We start from the raw sequence: 19007 nt of genomic DNA, 5'->3' as shown, positions 1-19007 counted from the left end.
AGCTTTGCCCTGCTCGCACTGAAGCTCTGGTTGGCCTCCGAGGTGGGATTCGGGGACGCGGAAGCGCTCTACGCGTCGTACGCGCTCCACCCCCAGCCAGCGTACCTGGACCACCCGGGGTTGATCGGCTTCTTCGCAGGCTGGCTGGGCGACGGCTTGGCTCCGTCGCCCCTCACCTGTCACGTGGTTTCCGCGTTCCTGAGCACCGCGCTCCCCTGGCTCGGGGCCTGGGCGGCTTGGCAGCTTGGCGCCAAGCCGGAAAAGCTGCACTTCACCGTCTTCGCATTGCTGCTGATGCCCGAAGTGAGCATCGGGTTGTTCGGGTTCACTCCCGATCTGTTGCTCGCGCCCCTGTGGATCCTCGCTATCGGGGCGTATGTCGGATTCATCAAGGCGGAACCTGGCTCGACCCGCGCGTTGGGCTTTGCGCTGCTGTGTGGGGTCTGCCTAGGCCTCGGGATCTTGAGCAAGATCAGCATGCTGCTCTTGATCCCGGTGTTTGCGGTTTCGCTACGCAGCGAGCTCGGGCAGCGCCACCTGAGGACGCTAGCGCCGTGGGGGGCGTTGCTGGTGGTCTGCATCCTCTGCTGGCCCTTCGTCGACTACGAAGCGAGCCACGGATACCCCATGTGGAGACACCGGCTGGTGTCTACCCAGGGCGCCGCTGGATTTTCCTTAAGGAATTTGGGTGCACTGCTTGGTGGACAGCTGCTCTACGTGACGCCCCCTTTTCTGATCGCTGGCTACCTGCTGATCCGCCGCCTGAATCGCCAAGACTTTGCTCAAGCCTTGCTCCTCCAGGCAACCTGGATCCCAGCGTTGCCGCTCACGTTGCTTTGCCTGTGGTCCAAGGTGGCGGAGCCGCACTGGCTCGGGCCGTGTTACCTCGCCTTGTGCTTGGCCGCGAGCGTTCAAGCAGAGGCGATTGGAAAGCGCGTGGTGGTGAGCTCCGTGGCGCTGGGTGTGCTCGCGATCCTGTTGGGCGCTGCGTGGGTTGGTACCGACTGGCCACCTCGGGCGCTCGGCAAGTCGTACGAGCCTCGCTACGACCTCGCGAACGACATGTACGCCTGGGACGCGGGGCTTCGGCTCGTGAAGGACAGCATCACGGAAACCGAACTTCACAATCTGGGTAGTCCAACGCCGCCGGTCGTCGGCCCCCACTGGGTGATCTGTGCACAGCTTCAGGCGGGGCTCCAACGCCGAGCCCCGATTGGCTGCCGCACTCCGCAGGGCGACGACTTTCGCGGCTGGTACCCGGAGGCCAAGTGGTGGGGCGCGCCGCGCATCCTCTACGTCACCGACGATCGCTTTCCTCTGACGACCGAGCAGCTGCTGGCGGAGTTTCCGGATCGCCGCGTCGTCAGCAAGAAGCGCACTACCATTATCCGCGGCCGTGTACCCGTACGGCAAATCGAGGTGACGCTGCTCGAGCACAACGAGGGCGTCGGCGAGCTGTCCCCAGCGCCAAGCGGCTCCCCTCCCCCCGAGCGAGAGCGACGTGATCCGGCGGTGCCTGGGACGGAACAGCTACGGCGGCTCGAGCAGCTTGGAGGCTTCGGTGCAGCTGGCCTGGTCGACCTGGCCCGCAAGCCAGGAGACGAGACAGCGATCGCCGGCGCTGCCTTTCGGAAACGGTGAGCCGCCTTTGTGATCCTCAACACCCCGAGCCTTGCGCACCAGTGTGAGGTGCGAAGCGGCGGCGCCTTGGGCGACGCTAGCCAGGGCTTCCGGCTCCAGCGTGATCAGCGTGAGGTAGTTCTCATGGTGCTCATCCGGCGTAGTTTCGTTGCCGCCAGGGATGTCCGAGTCACTGAGGCGCAGCCCGTACTGGCCGTAGAGCCGCAAGTTGCGCTCAGCCATGCCGTGGCAATCCAAGGAGCCGCAGCGCACCTCTAGTGCCTCGGAGACCGCGCTGAAGTCGTTTTCTTGGGGCACGCTCGCGGTTTCGACCACGCTGTCCGGTCCACACCCGGGGGCAGCGAGCGCCACGAAGAAGAGCGCCCCAACGCTCAGGCCGCGGGTCAGGACCGCGAGACGAACGCTCACCTGCAGCCTCCTCGAGCAGAGATGGGCGTCTCCGAGACGTACACGTGCCCCGGGCTGTCGGGGCCTGCCTGGAGGTTGTGGCAGCCAGCGCAAGCGCCGTCACGATAGATGGGCGTTTCCATATCCACATGGATATCTGACCAGGACACGCTGGCCCAGATCGGGAATTGAGGCTGCCAGTCGTTCTCGGTGATATAGAAGTTACCCGCGCAGTTGGTCCTCACGCTGTACCCGTCACCGTTCGAGTCGATCAACGAGACCAACGCGCCGTCGATGGGTAGTTGCCGGTCCTTGTCCTGGAAGATAGTGCCGGCGACGCTGAAGTTGGGACTGCCTTCACCTCCGGACTGGTGACAGTGCACACAAGGTTGCCCGGGACGATGCGTCGGGCCACGTGGCACACCGGACTGCTCAGGCCCCAGAGAGTCTTGCTCCTTGGCAATCGTGGGATCGGTGCACGCACCACTCAGTGCGGCGGCGAAAGCGACCGCGACGAAGGACAAAGTCAATGGCCTCATAGCGAATGCCCCGCCATCAAGCTGACCAGGAAGCTCGTCCGCGAGTCGATGTAGAGGGCGTCGAAGTAGCTCGTGCGCCCGACATCCACCAGCCCAGTGAACACCCAGCCGGTGTTCGGGATATTCGAGGTCGTGTACTCGACCCCGCCTCCCGCCGTGGCGGTGAGCAGTGGACTCAGCTCTCGATCCCCCGTGCGTAGACTGGGGTAGCTGATTTGACCACTGGTGGGATCTGCCACGTAGGCGCGCTGCCAAAAGCTCGCTCCGTCCTGCAGGTGGAAGCGCAGGTGCGGCCAGACGCGGAAACCACCGCCGATCCCCAACACGTAGATCGCGTCGGTCGTCGTCGCGAGCACCCCCCAAGTGTCCCCGTAGAGCCGCTCGGAAACACGCAGCGTATGATCGCCGTCCCGCGTGGCGAATTCACCCGCCACCGAGTACCGGCGTCGGGTGTCCGGCAAGCGCTCGGACATTTCCCCCGGTAGCCGCAGCTGATTCACCAGCTCCACCGAGGCGCCTCGCGGCACCGTCGACGCGGTTTGTGCGTCAAACACGGGCAAGTACCTGTAGGGCTTCTCCTGACGACCATCTTCCAGGACCGCCTCCGTGGAGAGCGTCAGCCGGCTCGAGGGGTTCAAGATGATCTCAGCGCCCAGCTGGATCGTGTTCCGCTCGAGCTCGAGGGAGTACACGGAGAACGGCGTATCCTTGCGGCCAGCGGTGTCCTGGGAGTACGAGTAACCAATTAGCGGGGTGAAGCGCTTATCGTACATCTCCACACGGAAAGAGCCACCGACGTACCAGGAGAGGTAGTCCGGCTCCCTCGAGACACTCCCGCCGAGGCTCACGCCGAAGTTCTCCGGTTGATAGTCCGCGCCGAGCGCGCCCGCATGCCGCACCTCGGTCCAACGCGGACTCGCCGTCGACACGATGTCCACCGACGCCGCCGTCACGATGTCTACGAGGTAGGAAGCGTTTGCCTTCCAGCCCGCCGTCGGCTGGTCCGCTGCCATGCTGAGCGATGGCGTGAGCACCATCACGTGGTCCGTATCAGCGTAGCCAGCGACCTCGCTTCCCAGCTGATACCTGAGCGGCTCGCCCCCCGCGGAAGAGGCCCCGAGCAGCGCCGCGGCGACCACTGTGAGACGCAGCGCACCCTGGAGCGGGCGCCGAACGTTGCGAGCAACTCGATTCCGCAAGGAACCGCCTAGTTGCATCCGCAGCCGCTCCCCACACCAACCTTGCCGCCAACCGCTCCTTCTTGCACTGCCTGAACGTGGTCGTTTGCCGCGCTCTCGGCGAAGCCAGGCGCCATGCTTGGATCAGCCAATCGGCCTCGCTGATAGGGCGCGACGGGGGCGCACCCGGCGGCGATTGCCGACAAGGCCATCAGGGCGAGCAACGGCCGAAGCGTGACGTCGGACCGCTGGCGGTTCCGTCGGACGGGCGTGGGGGGCATTGGGGACTCCGTGAGCACGAAAAGCGAAGCGACTGCTTGGGTGGCTGAGGCCGGCGAGAGGGACGGTTCGCTGACCACAGCCGAGCAGGTCAAAACCTGCGCTTAGTCGAGGTGCCCGTCAAGGCCGAGGTATTCAAGTCCGACTTAGGTCGGATACGAACGCCACGGATCGCGTCGCAGTGGTACCCCGAGAGGCAGTGGTACCCCGAGAGGCAGTGGTGCTCCGAGAGGTGCGCTCGTCGATTAACCGTGCGGAACAGCACGCTCTGCGTCTGGTGCGTTGCTTACTGCCTCGTCAGCTCGGCAGCTTGGCAGCAGGGCTGCTCGACGGCTGAGGTGCTCAACAGCTCGGGGCTTGGGCGGTCAACCCCGCGCTCCGGATCAGGTCCTGATCCGCGTTCTTTTCGGGATTCGGCGTGGTGAGTAGCTGGTCGCCATAGAAAATGCTGTTTGCACCGACGTAGAGGCACATCAGCTGCGCCTCGCGGCTGAGCTCGGTGCGACCGGCACTCAGGCGCACCTTCGAACTTGGCATCAGGATACGCGCCGTCGCGATCATGCGCACGAGCTCCGTTGGGTCGATGGGCGGGAGCGACTCGAGGGGCGTGCCGGCTACGCGTACCAGCGCGTTGATCGGCACACTCTCGGGATGAGGCGTCAGGCTCGCGAGCTGCACCAGCATTGCGCAGCGATCGTCCACGCTCTCCCCCATGCCGATGATGCCGCCACTGCACACGGTGATCCCCGCCTTGCGCACGTTACGCAGCGTCACCAAGCGGTCCTCATAAGTCCGCGTGGAAATGATCGACTTGTAGTAGCCAGGGCTGGTGTCGAGGTTGTGGTTGTAGGCGTCGAGCCCGGCTTCCTTGAGCTTCTGCGCTTGATGCTCCTCGAGCATGCCTAGGGTCACACACGCCTCGAGGCCGAGCGCCTTCACGCCCTTCACCATGTCGACCACCCGATCGAACGCCGGACCATCCTTCACCGAGCGCCAGGCAGCACCCATGCAGAAGCGCGTCGAGCCGGCCGCCTTGGCTCGCTCTGCAGCGGCGAGCACCTCGTCCACCTGCAGCATCGCCTCACCCTTCACAGGCGTCTCGTAGTGGGAAGACTGCGGGCAGTACGCGCAATTCTCCGGGCAACCACCGGTCTTCACGCTGAGCAGTGTGCAGAGCTGAACTTCGCTCTCCGGCTGGCCCGCCAGGTGCACCCGACGCGCGCGATCCATGAGCTCGAAGAGCGGCAGATCGTGGATGGTTCGAACCTCGGCGTGCTGCCAGTCGTGTCGCAGTTCCGTCGCGTCAGCCATGGCCGCTCGTCTACTCCGAGGTGGTAGCCGAGTCGAGCCCGATGGGCCGCGCGACGCAGCCTTTGACGCCCTGGAACGTCGTCTCGCTCCAACAGAGGCTCCGCGTAGGGCAATTCGCGCCGTTTTTTTGGGGGAGAGGGCGCGCTGTGAGGCGTCGAACGCGCCTAGAAGCCCATTTGCTGCCGCGCCAGCTCGCGGTCGAGCACCCCAGCTTGCACGAGGCGTTTGATCGCCATGGCGAAGGTCTGCATGCCGTACGGATGTTCGCCGCTCTCCATCAGCTCCTTGAGGGGTGGGTTGCCCATCGGCCGACGGATGCTCTCGCGTACCGACCCTGTCGCGACCAAGACTTCGGCAGCGAGCGCCATGCCCTGCCCATCGGCGCGCGGCAGCAAGCGTTGTGCGATGATGCCTTGCAGCGAGTCCGCGAGCCGCATGCGCAACTCCTCATGGTCCCCTTCGGCCAAGGCGAAGACACGATTCATGGTTCGCTGAACGTCGGGGGTGTGCAGCGTGGACAACACCAAGTGACCGGTCTCCGCCGCTTTCAGCGCGATTTCCATGGTCTCGCCGTCTCGGATCTCGCCCACTTGAATCACATCCGGATCTTGCCGCAGGGAAGCACGCAGAGCCATGGCGAAGCTATGAGTGTCCATGCCAATTTCGCGTTGACTCACGCTGCTGCGTTCGTCTTGGTGCAGGAACTCGATGGGATCCTCGATGGTCACGATGTGGCGCGCCATGGAGCGATTCATGAGCCCAATCATCGCCGCCAGCGTGCTGCTCTTGCCGTTGCCTGCCGCACCGACGCAAAGCACCAATCCTCGATCCTTGCGCGCTAGATCCGCGCAAGCCGCGGGCGCACCCAGCTGTTCGAGACTGGGGATGTTGTGGGGGATTGCGCGCATCACGATGGCCAGCGTGCCCCGTTGCCGATACACGTTGACGCGAAAACGACCGACCCCCTGCACAGCGTAAGAGCAATCGTGCTCCAGCAAGCTGCCAAGCTGCTCCAGGATGTGTGCGTCGCGGATCACGTGGCGCGCGACCGCTTCCGTATCGCCTGGCTTGATCTTATCTACGCGGAAATAAACCAGCTCGTCGCGTACCCGCGCGGCGGGGGGCTGCCCCACCTTGATGTGCACGTCGCGCGCCCCAGCCGCCACGGCTTTGCGCAAGAGCTGCTGAAAGAACTCCTCGGAGGCGTAAGGGTTCCGGGAGGAGTTGGGAGGCAGGCTGACCACCAAGCCACGATAGCAAAAACCCCGGGCGTCCAGCCGGCATTCGTCGCCCCAACCTGCAGTCGGCAGAGGTGGTCACTTGGGGTGAATATGCCTGGATTCCAGCTCTGCGAGTCCTGACTCGATGTAGTCGAGCTCCCGACCCTTCGCGCCTGCGCGCGCCGCTTTCAGGACGGCGGCGCAACGCTTCAGCCCTGCCACGTCGGACACCTCTCGGTCACTCGCACCCCGAGCCAGCACACGGGCGATGCTTCCCAGGCGTTCCGTTCGCTGCTCGAGCGACGCGCTGGGCAATGTTTCACACAGCTTGCCGAGCTGCGTCTCGGCGTCGGGGGTGAACGGCAGCACCTTGAGCGCCTCCCCCCCGTGAGCCCCTCCTGAGACGACCTCATCGACGCAACGGCGTGCCCCGATCTCGCGCCCCAAGGCTGCGAGGTCCAACGGGTCGTCGCTCACGCGCCCCCAAGGCACTTGCGCCAGCTCCAGTGGAGGCGCGCTGGAAGGCGCAACCGACGCCACACTGGGCGCCGCATCGCTGCCCTGACTCGTTGAGTCCGTGCCCTTGCACTGAGTGAACGCGAGGCCAAACAGCAGCCAGAGCGGACCCTTGGAACGCTGAACCACGTGACTTGGCTAGCCGATACCCGCTGGATAGGCAAACCGGTCCGGAGAATGGGGCGTCAGCCAGGTGAGCGGATCTCGTATGCTGAGCCCATGACTCGCGTCGCAACCTATTGCCGAATCTGCGAAGCAGCCTGCGGTTTGCTGGCGGAGGTTGGGAGCGCAGGCGTCACGCTGACGCCCGACCCCGACCACGTCGTGTCTCGCGGCTTCGCGTGCGCGAAGGGCGTCCGTTTCGCTCAGGTGCATCGCGATCCGGCGCGGGTGAATCATCCATTGCTCCGGCAGGATGGCGCGCTCGAGCGTGCCACATGGTCCGAGGCCTTCGCCCGCGTGGGCAGTGAACTCGCTCGTATCCGCGCGGCTCACGGCCCCCACGCCGTTGGCGTGTATCTCGGGAACCCGGCGGCGTTCAGCCCGCTGACGACGCTCTTTGGCACGGCGTTCGTGCGTGGCCTCGGCACGCGAAACTACTTCAATGCCGGCTCCCTCGACTGCAACAACAAGTTCGTGGTCGCGCGAGAGATGCTCGGCTCTCCAGGCACCCACCCAGTGCCCGACTTGGACCACAGTCAGTTTGCGTTGCTCCTCGGGACGAACCCGTCGGTCAGCCAGAGCTCTTTCGTCAACGCGCCTCGCATGGTCGAGCGCTTGCGGGACATCGAGAAGCGCGGCGGTCGCGTGGTGGTTGTCGATCCGCGCCGCACGGAAACGGCACGGAGCGTCGGCGAGTGGCTACCCATCCGCCCTGGCGGCGACGCCGCGCTGCTCCTCGGGTTGATTCACGTGATCTTGCGCGAGGGTCTACAACATAGCGTGCGTGTCGGCAGGTTCACGCGGGGGCTCGAGGATCTGCGGCAACACGCAGCAGCATTCGACCCCCAGCGAGTCTCACAGCTGACCGGAATCGAGGCTGAGCGCATCGAAGGCCTCGCACGCGAGTTCGCGGCGGCGGACGGCGCCTTTTGCCATGTCTCCACGGGAGTCAACCAGGGCCCTCATGGCAGCCTAGCCTACGCTTGCAAGATCGCCCTGGAAGCGATCACCGGGAACTTGGACCGACGCGGCGGCGGGTTGTTTCCCCGCGGCGCCTTCGATGTCGCGACCTGGGCGCGCCGCTTGGGCATCGATCGCGAACCAAAGTGGACGAGCCGCATCGGCGGCTTCCGCCCCGTGCTCGGCGCGCTGCCTTGCTCGATTTTGCCCGACGAAATCCTCACCCCTGGCCCAGAGAAGATCCGCGCGCTGGTCGTTTTGGCGGGAAACCCCCTGTTGAGCGCCGCGGACGGCGGGCGACTACTCGAGGCCTTCGAGTCACTGGAACTGCTCGTGGTCGTCGACTTGTTCGTCAACGACACGGCGGCGCTTGCCCACGCGGTACTACCCGCTACGGACTGGCTCGAGCGAGAGGACATCCCTTTGGCTCAGCTCCAGCTCCAGCCGGAGCCCTACTTGCAGTGGACGCCGGCGGTGGCGGAGGTGCAGGCGGAGCGCCGTCACGACTGGCAGATCTTGCTCGAGCTCGCACGCGCCGCCGGCACCTACGTCGGATCTCCGCTCGCACACCACGCTCTCGAAAAGAGTGTGGCGTTGTTTGGCCCGAGCGGGGTGATGGCGGCGCCCCTCGCCTCGAGCTTGGGTCCAAGACCGTTGCAGCGCCTCAAGCGTCATCCCCACGGGTTGCGACTCGCTGACTCTCCCCACGGAGAGTTTCTAGAGCGACGTATCGGTACACCGTCCCGCCGAGTCGAGCTGTGTCCGGAGGCGATCTTCGCGGACACTCCTCGTGTGCTCCGTGATCTGCCGCGGACGGAGGAGCTCTTGCTGTTCTCCAAGCGTCAGCGGGTCGGCCACAACTCGTGGATGCACAACAACGCCGATCTGCGGCCGGAACCCCAGCGAGCGCACCTCGCCCCCGCAGATGCTGCCCGTCTCGGCTTGAAGAATGGAGACTGGATCCGCTTGAGTTCAGACGCGGGACGCATCGAGCTTCAAGTCGACCTGGACCCCAACGTCGCACCCGGCGGTATCGCGGTGCCCCACGGATATGGGCACCACGAAGCGAGCAGCTGGTACCTCGCCCAGGAGCGGGGAGGTGCCAATGTGAATCGGCTAGCGCCATCGGGTCCAGAAGCGACACATCGCCTGAGCGGGATGTGCCAGTTCAACGCCCTCCCCGTCCGCGTGGAGAAGCTAGTCAGGCTGAGCGTCGCAAGCGCTGCCGACGTTGCCGGCGCCTGAGCAAGAACGCACCCAGGGCGAACGCCAGCACTCCCCCTTGCTGGGTGCGCACGGGCTGAGTCCGGCAAGCGCAGCCACCGTCCGAGGATGAGGCGTTCATGCCAGGTTGACTCGAGGGATCGAAGGGGTACTGCGAGTTGTAGTCCGCGAGCTGGTTTTGGATGCTCGCGCGGTTGTCCACGAGCACCGTCTCCGTCCCGTCGTCGGTGTACTCAACCACGCGGCTCGCAAAGGGCATGCCCGGGAAGAAAGGCGCTGACACGAGGCCACCCGTGTTGATTTGCTGGCCGTCCGGCGTGTAGAGCGCCGTGTCCCCGTTGCACAACGTGCGTGACGTCGCGGTGAGGTTCGCGCTGACCTGGTTGTAGTCTTCCCGCTCGACGAACATCGGATCCTCCGTCATCTCCACAGGGGAAATCCGTGTGTAGAGGCGCGTGAGGTAGGTGGAATCGATGAGCACGTTCACGGCATGCTCGGCCGGCGCGATCACTCGCTCCTCGAGATCATCGGCAAAAGCTTGAGGATCCCAGTCGTCGAAGGTGTCGGAGTAGCACTCGACGCAGCCGTAGTAGGCGTCTCGAGTGATCCCGGCGGGGATCGGCAAGTAGTGCGCAAGCAGCGGCTCCACCAGTGGGTGGATCGAAGCGCACTGAGCCTGCGAACAGCTGAAAAGTCCTTGTTTGTCCAGCTCCTGCATCGCTTGCGTCGGCGTGAGAGTCGCGAACGCTCCGCTGTCCCAGCGCGAGTCCAAGATCCCGGAGGAATCAACCACGCTGCTCGGGCCAGCGTACTCCGTGATGAACGCTCGCCCGTTCGCGACGGGGCTATCCACGGCTCGCGAGACTACGGTCTTGTAGTTAGCTCCAAAGCCAAGCCAGTCGAGCTGCAGCTGGTTCAACTCGACGTGCTTGAAGTTGGTGGGAACCACGCGCCGATCTCCTAGGAAGAAAGCGCGCACATCCATGTCTTCGGAGGCGGCAATCGCCGTGAGCTTGAGCGGGACGCAAGGCTCGGTGCCAGGGTAAGTGATGACCAGCGGATGGATCTCGGAGACGCCAGCTCCCGACTGCAACTTAACCGCAACGAAGACGTAGTCTCGCTCCGCATAGTCCTGAAGGATTGGCGGCGCTTGGTCGTCGTTCAGGTAACCATTGTCGCTGAGCCAGGTGCCGACGTCGTCTGGCGAAGCGCCCTCGAGCACGCTGACGTCGAAGACGCCCACCTTCACCTTGCGAGTCACGATCTCCGAGTCTTCGTCCGTGTCTTCGAAGGCTCCGTCGCCACCACCCGAGGCACCGCTCGTTGAAGAGTCGCTCGAGCCGCATCCAGGCCCACTGCTGGTCGAGCTGAAACCTCCCCCGCCGCAGCCGTCGAAGCGAGTGGTGAGGCTGAAGGTCGGCACGCTGCCGTTCAGCAAGTTGACGAACATCTGCTGCGATCCGACGCGAAACTCCGGCGTAACCGGGACCGGGATCAACCAGGCGAAGCGCTCCGGATCACCCGAGTACTGGATCTGGATGTGCGCCTCGACCATCCCATCGCGCATCACGAAGACGACGTTTTCGCCGGTCTGATCCACCGGCATCGGCGGCTGCATCGGTCCTGGGTTATCACAGAAGGTGCCACCACACGCGGCGGCGTCCCGCGGAACACCCAGCTGCACGCCTGCAGCCACGCCTACCCAGGCCACCGCGTGTAGCAGCAGCCGCTTTCCCGACCCCAGTCTGGTCATTCGAACCTCCAAGCAAGCCAAGCTGGCTCTGCACGAGCCAATCACCACCCGCGCGTCTTCGAGCAATGCTCATGCCATGAGTCGGGCTTGACTCGCTTGGCAGCAAGTGCGCCAAGAAACGGGAGTTTGTTAAGGGTCCGCACGTATGACGCGACTCTCGAACGGGGGGCGGTGTATTCGCGCTGCGACAGTTGCCGCGACTTTTGGATCACACCTTCGAGGAGCATCGAACGCGTCCGCGTGGAAGCGCTTTACGCGACAGCCTCGAGCTCTCTCCCAGAGGAGCGGGCGCTCAGCTTCCCGACATCAACCGCGAGTCCGGACAGCGTCGCGAGCCCCACTTGGCTCCACCCCGGGCGACGTGCCCAGCGAGGCTCCCAGCTGGCCGGGAAACAGCGATTCACCCACAGAAGTCAAAAATCTTCGCTATCCGGTTGCAGCGTGTGCGGATCGTGAGCTAAGAACCGCGTCCCCAGTGACCCCCGGGTCACGGGCCCAGGTAGCTCAGTTGGTAGAGCAGAGGATTGAAAATCCTCGTGTCGGCGGTTCGATTCCGTCCCTGGGCACCGCTAGCGCGGGCATCCGGCTTGCCAGCCGCAGCGTGCCTCAGCCGCAGCGTGCCTCAGCCGCAGCGTGCCTCAGCCGCAGCGTGCCTCAGCCGCAGCGTGCCTCAGCCGCAGCGTGCCTCAGCCGCAGCGTGCCTCAGCCGCAGCGTTGGCCCGAAGACTGCGTCAGAGACTCGGCCTACACGGGCGCACATACGCTCCAAGCCCAGGGCCGGGTTAGAAATCGACCCCTGTGACTAACGTTTGAAGCCGTCGATGCATCCTATCGACGGTGAGCGTCTGCCCTGCTTGCTCCGTAGGGGACACCTGCTCGCTTCCTTGACGCTCAGGGAATCGAAGCCGGGCGCCAGGCGCTGCGTCCCATCAGGGCTGCGCGCGACGGTGCGGGCACCACCTCGCGCTTGGGAGGCGCGGACAGACGGACAGCGCGCCGGGAGGCGCGGACAAACGACAGCGCGCCGGGAGGCGCGGACAAACGGACGGCGCCGCGAGGCGCGACAAACGACAATGTGCGAACGGTGCGGACGTACCGTTCTGGGTCCGGTTGCCCTATGATTGGGGATCCGGGGGGAGGACGAGAGCATGAACTGGTACGTGACGCTGTGGTGCGCTGGGCTCGGCCTAAGCCTGACGGGGCTTTGCCTCGAGGAACTAGAGCGACGCCTCGTGCGCGCTTGACGCCTCTGAGACGCGCTGGAGGCGAGCCACCGCCCTGGCGGAGAGCAGCGACTTACGTGCCTGAGCTACGCTTGGGCTCACTGGCCGCGACGAGAAACGCCTGACTCCTCGTTGGGGGGCGCATCAGCTCCAGCACATGCTCCACCAGAGTGCGAATGCCCTCGGACTTGTGCACGCTGAGCGCCATGCCGGACGCGGCACTCAACAGCTCAGGATCGTCGGTGCCACTGAAAAAGACCAGCTGCACCCCCAGATCCGACTGGCGGAGCTCCTCAGCGAGCTGCAAACCGGAGCCATCCGGCAGCTCCAAGTCCAGCACCACGCAGTCGAAAGGGATGTCGCGCTGAGAGACGGACTCCCGTGCGCTCCGGAGTGTCTCCGCCTGGGTGACATCCCAACCGCTCGCTCGAAACGCGCGCGCCACCGCCCGACGCACGGTCGGCTCGTCTTCAACGATTAGGACGCAAGTCACGTTTTGTTTCCCCACGGTTACACGTTGGGCTGAGTGCGGGCTGGACGAATCCTGAACCGCATAGGCTGAGGGGTGCCTACAACCGAGGATATACGCGGTCGCCAGGTCCTACGCGACGGGAAAGGAGCTAAAAAGCTGGGACTAACGCCAACGTATGTTGCAGCGTCCGATTATCGTGGCGGGTCCAGCTCATCCCAGCCGAGAGAGACGTCCTGAATCGTTCGGGATTTCCTTGCGAGAATTCACTACCCGCAACCTGACCTCACGTTGCCCCCAGGCCATCCACAAGCGCCGCTACCGGAACTTACGCAACGTTAGTTTTCTAGAGGAACTCTTCCAGTTGCTTCAACACCGCCTTCGCATTGGGGGTGCCCTTGAACACGTACAACGCCGCGTCGTTCAAGTCGTCCAGGACCTCTCGGCTGACCCGCAGCCGTTCGCTCACCCCGAACAGCAGCTTCGCCTCTAGACCGCTCCGAGCAAGTTCGACTCGTTTCCACACGGCGTCTCGACTCCAAAAGCCAAGCAGCTCGAAGTAGACGGGTTCGCTGCCTGTTGGGGGGGAGAAGCACAGGTCGGGCACCAAGACACCCAGCCCTGGCGCCTCCAAGAGGACCTCCGCCGGCGCGACTTGCCAGCCGGACTTGAGCTTCTTGAAGCTCTTTACGAATGTGTCGAGCTCATCCTCGACGGGCCATGAAGCCGGCGTGTCGGCCCGGTGCTGATAACGAAAGGTCAGTGGTTCTCGAGTCTTGCCCCAGCGTAGATCCGCCTCGAGCTCGAGTTCCTCCGCCTGCTCCAGCACTGGTAGGGCGAGCGCCAGATTGAGGCCATACTTTGTGACCGACTCGAACATGGAAAACGGCCCCTCGAGTTCGATCACGTAGCCCTCCTCCGCGGGCTTCAGACGAAACAGCAAACGACGAAACTTCAACGCGTGGAACAGGCGCCGATAGTCGGCGGGCGCCCGACAGCGAACGCGGGCTCGCACGCGCACCGCGCGTAGGAGCACGGCCTGACGCTGCGCCAACTCGTAGCGTTCGAGCAGCGCGATCGGAGTCAGTGCCTCCAGTCGCCGCAGAACGTGAGCCCCCTTCAAGTCAGCGAACAGCGCCCCCTCGAGGCGGTCAGTGGTGTGGCCTAGCTCAGCGGCCACCTGACTCAAGACCGCCGCGCGATCAAAGCTCGTTCCCGCGGGCAGCTCTCGGCGCAGCTCCGTGGCGAGGCTGAAGAGCTTGGCGCGCAGCTCAGCAGGTTCGAGCTCTGTCTCGACCTCGAAGTCGCACGCGTCGTCCACCAGCTTTCCAAGTCCATCGAGGAGCTTCTTCTCTCGCCCCTCGACCCAGACCTGGCCCATCGCGTCCTTCACTTCGTCCCGCGTGCGCCCCACCTGAGCCGACGCCTCCGAGAGCAACGCCTCCGCGATCTCCAAGGCGCGTTCGCGCGCCTTTCCTCCCAAGCCGCTCAGCTTGAGCTCACCCCCACGGCGAGTCGCTCGCACCAGGTCTGCAGTCAGCATCAGTACGACCCTCGATACGCATCGTGGTCGCGGCGCCGTTCGCTCGTGAACGTCTCGCTCGTCCCCGCGGAGACAATCTCGTAGAGCACAGCTCGCTTGCCATCCTTTGGTCGCAGGATGCGCCCCAGGCGCTGAACGTGTTCCCGCACGGAACCACTCCCACTGATCACGACAGCGACGTTCGCATCGGGCACATCGACGCCTTCGTTCAGCACCTTCGAGGTAACAACTCCACCGTACTGCCCAGATGCAAAGCGCTGCAGAATTTCGCTACGCTCCTTGACCTTGGTCTGGTGCGTGATCACGGGAATCAAGAAGCGGCGAGAGATTTCATAGGCGGACGCGTTGTCCTGAGTGAAGATCAGGGTGCGATCCTGGCGATGGCGCAGGAAGAGCCGCTCGAGCTGCTCCAGCTTTGCCGGAGCGGCGAACGCCAGCTCGCGCTGGCGTCGGTAGGCCGCCATCGCGCGGCGCCCAGGCGTGCTGCGAGCCGAGCGCATGATGAAGTCCGACCAACCCGACGGCGTGCTCATACGGATCCCCTGAGAACGCAGGAAACCGGTGTAGATTGCGCGTTCGGCCTCGTACTCTGCTCGCTCGGCCTCAGACAGCTCAACCACCAGGCGCACGGTGTCGTAGTCCGCGAGGTAGTTGCCAGAGAGTTCACCGATCTCCTTGCGATACGCGATGGGGCCGATGAGCTCATCGTAGAGGTCGTCACGTCCGTCCGCCCGCTCCGGAGTCGCCGTGAGCCCCAGGCGAAACGGCGCCAGACACAGTCGCGCCGAGAGCGCGTAGGCTTCCCCCGGGAGGTGATGGCACTCATCGAAGACGATCATCCCGAAGCGGTCGCCGATATTTTCCATGTGAATATAAGCTGAGTCGTAGGTGGTCACAGTGAGCGGCTGGATCTCGTAGTCCCCTCCCCCGATCACTCCTACTTCGACGCCAAAGGTTAGCCGCAGCTGATCGTACCACTGGCGCACCAGGTCGAGCGTGGGCGCGACGACCAGCGCACTGCGCTTCTTCAGGTCGATGGCCATCAGCGCCACTTGAGTCTTGCCGGCGCCGGTCGGCAGCACCACGACACCCCGTCCAAGTTGCTTGTTCCAGGCCTGAATCGCCTCGCGCTGATACGGCCTCGGCTCGCGGCGCGCTACCGCGCCACGCTCGAGCACGCTGTACTTTCGAGCTTGGTCGTCCAGCTCGACCTGCGCATCTCGCAACGCGAGCACAATTTCCGCGTAGCAATGCCCTGGCGCGCGGAAGCAGGCGCTGCGCTCGTCCCACTCCGCCCACTGACGGATCACCCGCTCCTCATCGCTGAACCCGGTGAGCTCCAGCGTACCGGCGCGGAACGCGAGGCGCGCAGTCTTGGTCGTGGATCCGCTCATCGCGGCCTTCGTATACCGCAGCGCTGAGCAGAGGAAAGTGGCGACGTTTCTCGCCGCTCGCCGGCGACCGCCGAAACAACGACTCCGATCCGTGCGCCCCGCGCAGCGCTATCAGCCTATTTCAAGTACGTAGACTGCAAGAGCTGCATGCCGGTCTTCGCCGAAGAGTCGCCAATCCCGGCCAGGCTGCCTTCGATCTTCTCGACGATTTCCATCGTCTCGAGCCGGATCACGAACGCAGTTTCGCGACGCGCGAGCAGCGTCGTGCTGGTGTCGGTTCCAGGCTTCGCGATCACACTGGTCACCGGGACATCGTAGGTGGTGATCCAGTCATCGAGCGTACCGGTCTTCAGGAGCTCTACGAGGAGCCCTCCTTGATCCGTCACCGTCTTCCCCTGCGCAGCCAGATCCCGGGCCGCGTTCTGACAGCCTGGTCAGAAAAACTCCGAGACGTGCACCATGGCGTAGCACCGCCCGGTCCGTCTCAGAGCCTCCAAACTCGTATCCACGTACGGTTTAGTGTTGCTGATCGCGTCCGCATCGAGGTTCACGTAGCCCTCGAGGTCCATATTGGCGACGATGTCGCCCTTGGCGTTTCCGTACGGACCTGCCGGATAAGGGCTCGTGGTGTCGAAGCAATCCCCCGGATTCCCACCGCCGCCGCCGACGGAGCTGCCGCCACTGGCCATTCCACCGGCGCTGGAGCCGCCGGCAGGGCTGCCACTGCTGCCGCCGGATGCACTGCTGCCGCCGGATGTACTGCTGCCGCCGGATGCACTGCTGCCGCCAGACGCCATCCCACCGGATGCAGAGCTACCGGCGGAGCCGCCCGCAGATGGCGTGCTCCCCCCGCCCTCTTCGCCACCGCACCCGTAGCCGACGAGCAGCACGAGCAGGGAGATGGGAAGCCAGGCGCGAGTCACGATTTGGAGCGTAACCCAAACCAGGTCAGATACGGAAGACCAGTGCCCACGGGGAGCTCGATTCGCTGACCATCCGTGGTCACGCTCGCCTCGGCTACCACGGCGAAGGTCCCTGGATAGACCCAGTCAGGGAACAGGTAGCTCCCGAGGGCCAGCACCTCCACCGCGCTGCCCGCCGCGAGCCCCGCGGAGTTCGGGAACGACAGGCGAGCTTCACGCGACACTTTGGGGGGACCGGGTTCGGAGAACCGCGCCTCAAAGGGTCCAATCGCGTACAGCGCAAACAGGCCTTCCGATGGAGCCAGCTCCGCGATCTGGGCGGCGTCGAAGGGCTTCACGTAGAACTTGCGACCGTCGCTGCCAGACGCGACCTCGTCGATCTCGATTTCGACCTGCACGCCAGCCTCAACCGTGAGTTCGACGCCCTGAGCACTCACCCGCTGTGCGGGCGGAGTGGCGCCCATCAAATCGTTCTTCACCACCAAATCCGGCATTTCGCCAGCGAACTTGAAGGTTCTCAGGGTACCCGCGTCGAGCATCAGGCTACTCGCGGACTCATCCACGGCCTTCACCGTATAGTAGAAGCTCGCTCCGGCAGGGCGCACATGTGCTGTTGCGGAGTAGTCAGCCACCACCAAGGGCACCGACACGTCGATGAGGAACGCGCCCCTGTCATCCGTTTCCCCATAGAAACAAGCTGGACCACAAAAGCTCACCTGTTGATGAGCCATGAGCCCGCCGGCTTCGTCAATCACGGTGCCACGCACGCTGGCCACACAGCGCGCTGCCTGCGGTTCGTCTCCGGTGAGCACGCAACCGCCCTGTCCTCCCTGTCCCGCTGCAGCGCCGACACCGCTGCTGCCGCCTGCGCCGCCACTGCCCGCTGCGCCGCCACTGCCATTCGCCCCCGCCCCGCCGGTCCCGGCCGAGCTAGCGTCTTCCCCGCAGCCGGACAGCGCGATCAGTAGAACGCCACCGAGCGGCAAGCCCCAGTGTGAACGAGTGCGCCTCACCCCCAAACCCGAACTCATAGTAGGGGGATGAGTCACTTCGGGGGCGCTGTCAACTTGGGTCTCAACGGAACAGCCGCACCGAGGGATCCCGCGTCTCGCCCCCGATCAACTCGAGCGGCATGTGCCAACGCACCTCCCCTATGTAAACGCCGCGGCGCTCGCGCATGCGTATCAAGGTGCTGCTGCAGTTGCCGTAGCGCAGAATCATCACCTGGGGCACGGGTAGGCAGATCAGCTGCTTTACCAGCTGAAAGATGATGCCGCCGTGAGCCACCACCAGGATGCGCTGGGGGTTAGGCACCTCTTCCCGATCCTTTGGCGTTTCCGCAGGGTTACGGTGTGCCGCCTCCAAGCCGTCGAGGTAGCGACGGGCGCGCTGTTGCACGGCGTCGTAGCTCTCCCCGCCGTACTCTGCGAAGTCGCCGAGAGTCGTGATGTCGCGCTGCATGAAGCTCGGGAAGCGCTCGGCGATTTGCGCTGCATCGAGGCCTTGCAGATCTCCCGAAGAGATCTCCGCGAGATCCGCCTCCACCTGAGGCGGCGCGCGCAACAGCCGCTCACAGAGGATGTGGGCGGTCTCCTTGGCACGGCTAAGTGGCGAGCAATACGCCGCTTCGAATTCCAGCCCCCGCGCCTTCAGCCACTCGCCGAGTACCGCCGCTTGCTCGCGCCCCCGCTCGGAGAGCGGCGAGTCCAGGCTGCCCTGCATGATCCCCTGGGCGTTGGCTTCGCTCTCACCATGGCGCACGAACAGAATATCCATGAGCGTGGCTCATAGCCTCGTGACGCGCCTCGGCCAAACGCTTTCGCCCTCGCGCCACGCCGCCGCCTCTGGCAAGTGTGAACCCATGGTCGACATCAACATCGATTACGAGGGTGAGCTTCACTGCCAAGCCACCCACGGCCCCTCTGGCGCGATCTTTCACACCGACGCACCAAAGGACAACCACGGCAAGGGCGAGAGCTTCTCGCCAACGGATCTCGTTGCGACCGGCCTCGGCACCTGCATGATCACCGTGATGGGGATCCAGGCGAGGAGCCGTGGATATGACCTCCAGGGCGCACTTATCCATGTGAAAAAGCACATGACCGCCTCCGCACCCCGACGCATCGCACGCCTCGACGTGAGCCTCGTGATCCCCAAGGAAGTGGCAGAGGGTCTCGACGACGAGCAACGGAAGCACCTCGAGCACACCGCGCACACCTGTCCGGTGCGCCTCAGCCTGCTGCCCGCGATCGACGTCCCCGTGAGCTTTTCTTGGGGGTGAGGGA

18 protein-coding genes and 1 tRNA gene are annotated in these 19007 nt (G+C 64.7%); 4 read left to right on the top strand and 15 right to left on the bottom strand.

The annotated features are described in order from the left end of the window. Positions 1-42 precede the first annotated feature (42 nt). A complete protein-coding gene (locus H6718_14230) occupies positions 43-1641 on the top strand; it encodes a glycosyltransferase family 39 protein (GenBank protein ID MCB9586555.1) in 1599 nt (532 codons plus the stop codon). On the opposite strand, the gene H6718_14225 is transcribed toward H6718_14230, so the two are convergent. The 7 genes from H6718_14225 to H6718_14195 form a co-directional block, all read right to left on the bottom strand. Beyond that, positions 1531-2049: a hypothetical protein gene (locus H6718_14225; GenBank protein ID MCB9586554.1), complete on the bottom strand. Its 519-nt coding sequence runs from the start codon at positions 2047-2049 to the stop codon at positions 1531-1533. The two genes, H6718_14230 and H6718_14225, sit on opposite strands and share 111 nt — an antisense overlap. Beyond that, positions 2046-2567: a hypothetical protein gene (locus H6718_14220; GenBank protein ID MCB9586553.1), complete on the bottom strand. Its 522-nt coding sequence runs from the start codon at positions 2565-2567 to the stop codon at positions 2046-2048. The genes H6718_14225 and H6718_14220 overlap by 4 nt, the downstream gene beginning before the upstream one ends. Then, positions 2564-3766 carry a DUF3570 domain-containing protein gene (locus tag H6718_14215; GenBank protein MCB9586552.1) on the bottom strand — a complete coding sequence of 401 codons (1203 nt, stop codon included), beginning with the start codon at positions 3764-3766 and terminating at the stop codon, positions 2564-2566. The genes H6718_14220 and H6718_14215 overlap by 4 nt, the downstream gene beginning before the upstream one ends. A gap of 8 nt (positions 3767-3774) precedes the next feature. Further along, positions 3775-3957: a DUF4266 domain-containing protein gene (locus tag H6718_14210; GenBank protein MCB9586551.1), complete on the bottom strand. Its 183-nt coding sequence runs from the start codon at positions 3955-3957 to the stop codon at positions 3775-3777. Between the two features lie 409 nt (positions 3958-4366). Next, on the bottom strand, positions 4367-5335 hold the full coding sequence (gene bioB / locus H6718_14205) for a biotin synthase BioB (protein MCB9586550.1): 969 nt from the start codon (positions 5333-5335) through the stop codon (positions 4367-4369). Between the two features lie 164 nt (positions 5336-5499). Next, positions 5500-6570, bottom strand: a complete 1071-nt coding sequence (locus H6718_14200; protein MCB9586549.1) for a PilT/PilU family type 4a pilus ATPase — start codon at positions 6568-6570, stop codon at positions 5500-5502. Between the two features lie 81 nt (positions 6571-6651). Further along, complete coding sequence (locus H6718_14195; GenBank protein ID MCB9586548.1) at positions 6652-7200, bottom strand: hypothetical protein; 549 nt, start codon at positions 7198-7200, stop codon at positions 6652-6654. Between the two features lie 90 nt (positions 7201-7290). Here H6718_14195 and H6718_14190 point away from each other — a divergent pair, with 90 nt between their 5' ends. Further along, the gene (locus H6718_14190; protein ID MCB9586547.1) at positions 7291-9438 is read left to right on the top strand and encodes a molybdopterin-dependent oxidoreductase; all 2148 of its coding nucleotides are present in this window, start codon (positions 7291-7293) and stop codon (positions 9436-9438) included. Here the strand turns inward: H6718_14190 and H6718_14185 are convergent. Then, entirely contained in the window at positions 9395-11170 is a 1776-nt protein-coding gene (locus tag H6718_14185; protein ID MCB9586546.1) for a DUF2330 domain-containing protein, read from the bottom strand. The two genes, H6718_14190 and H6718_14185, sit on opposite strands and share 44 nt — an antisense overlap. Positions 11171-11663: 493 nt before the next feature. Here H6718_14185 and H6718_14180 point away from each other — a divergent pair. Beyond that, positions 11664-11736 (top strand) — tRNA-Phe (locus H6718_14180). Positions 11737-12466: 730 nt separating this feature from the next. Here H6718_14180 and H6718_14175 read toward each other — a convergent pair. From H6718_14175 to H6718_14145, 7 genes are all read right to left on the bottom strand, one after another. Next, positions 12467-12886 carry a response regulator gene (locus H6718_14175; protein ID MCB9586545.1) on the bottom strand — a complete coding sequence of 140 codons (420 nt, stop codon included), beginning with the start codon at positions 12884-12886 and terminating at the stop codon, positions 12467-12469. Between the two features lie 322 nt (positions 12887-13208). Then, positions 13209-14405 (bottom strand): DUF790 family protein, encoded by a 1197-nt coding sequence (locus H6718_14170; GenBank protein MCB9586544.1) that lies wholly within the window; start codon positions 14403-14405, stop codon positions 13209-13211. Next, positions 14405-15799, bottom strand: a complete 1395-nt coding sequence (locus tag H6718_14165; GenBank protein MCB9586543.1) for a DEAD/DEAH box helicase — start codon at positions 15797-15799, stop codon at positions 14405-14407. The genes H6718_14170 and H6718_14165 overlap by 1 nt, the downstream gene beginning before the upstream one ends. Positions 15800-15915: 116 nt before the next feature. After that, on the bottom strand, positions 15916-16185 hold the full coding sequence (locus H6718_14160; protein ID MCB9586542.1) for a hypothetical protein: 270 nt from the start codon (positions 16183-16185) through the stop codon (positions 15916-15918). A 48-nt stretch (positions 16186-16233) separates the two neighbouring features. After that, positions 16234-16722: a hypothetical protein gene (locus H6718_14155; protein MCB9586541.1), complete on the bottom strand. Its 489-nt coding sequence runs from the start codon at positions 16720-16722 to the stop codon at positions 16234-16236. Next, entirely contained in the window at positions 16719-17735 is a 1017-nt protein-coding gene (locus tag H6718_14150) for a hypothetical protein (protein MCB9586540.1), read from the bottom strand. Before H6718_14150 ends, H6718_14155 begins: the two co-directional genes overlap by 4 nt. A 61-nt stretch (positions 17736-17796) precedes the next feature. Continuing rightward, positions 17797-18498 (bottom strand): histidine phosphatase family protein, encoded by a 702-nt coding sequence (locus tag H6718_14145; protein ID MCB9586539.1) that lies wholly within the window; start codon positions 18496-18498, stop codon positions 17797-17799. A gap of 85 nt (positions 18499-18583) precedes the next feature. Between H6718_14145 and H6718_14140 the strand changes: the two genes are divergently transcribed. Continuing rightward, the gene (locus H6718_14140) at positions 18584-19003 is read left to right on the top strand and encodes an OsmC family protein (protein MCB9586538.1); all 420 of its coding nucleotides are present in this window, start codon (positions 18584-18586) and stop codon (positions 19001-19003) included. The last annotated feature ends 4 nt before the right edge of the window (positions 19004-19007 follow it).

Source organism: Polyangiaceae bacterium (assembly GCA_020633205.1).
Taxonomy (GTDB): domain Bacteria; phylum Myxococcota_A; class Polyangia; order Polyangiales; family Polyangiaceae; genus JAHBVY01.
This window is presented reverse-complemented; position numbering and strand designations above follow the sequence as displayed.

Excerpts from the sequence above, each read along its gene's own strand:
- H6718_14170 (MCB9586544.1), bottom strand. The coding sequence starts at position 14,405 with ATGCTGACTGCAGACCTGGTGCGAGCGACTCGCCGTGGGGGTGAGCTC.
- bioB (MCB9586550.1), bottom strand. The coding sequence starts at position 5,335 with ATGGCTGACGCGACGGAACTGCGACACGACTGGCAGCACGCCGAGGTT.
- H6718_14165 (MCB9586543.1), bottom strand. The coding sequence starts at position 15,799 with ATGAGCGGATCCACGACCAAGACTGCGCGCCTCGCGTTCCGCGCCGGT.
- H6718_14185 (MCB9586546.1), bottom strand. The coding sequence starts at position 11,170 with ATGACCAGACTGGGGTCGGGAAAGCGGCTGCTGCTACACGCGGTGGCC.
- H6718_14220 (MCB9586553.1), bottom strand. The coding sequence starts at position 2,567 with ATGAGGCCATTGACTTTGTCCTTCGTCGCGGTCGCTTTCGCCGCCGCA.
- H6718_14210 (MCB9586551.1), bottom strand. The coding sequence starts at position 3,957 with ATGGCCTTGTCGGCAATCGCCGCCGGGTGCGCCCCCGTCGCGCCCTAT.
- H6718_14145 (MCB9586539.1), bottom strand. The coding sequence starts at position 18,498 with ATGGATATTCTGTTCGTGCGCCATGGTGAGAGCGAAGCCAACGCCCAG.
- H6718_14190 (MCB9586547.1), top strand. The coding sequence starts at position 7,291 with ATGACTCGCGTCGCAACCTATTGCCGAATCTGCGAAGCAGCCTGCGGT.
- H6718_14140 (MCB9586538.1), top strand. The coding sequence starts at position 18,584 with ATGGTCGACATCAACATCGATTACGAGGGTGAGCTTCACTGCCAAGCC.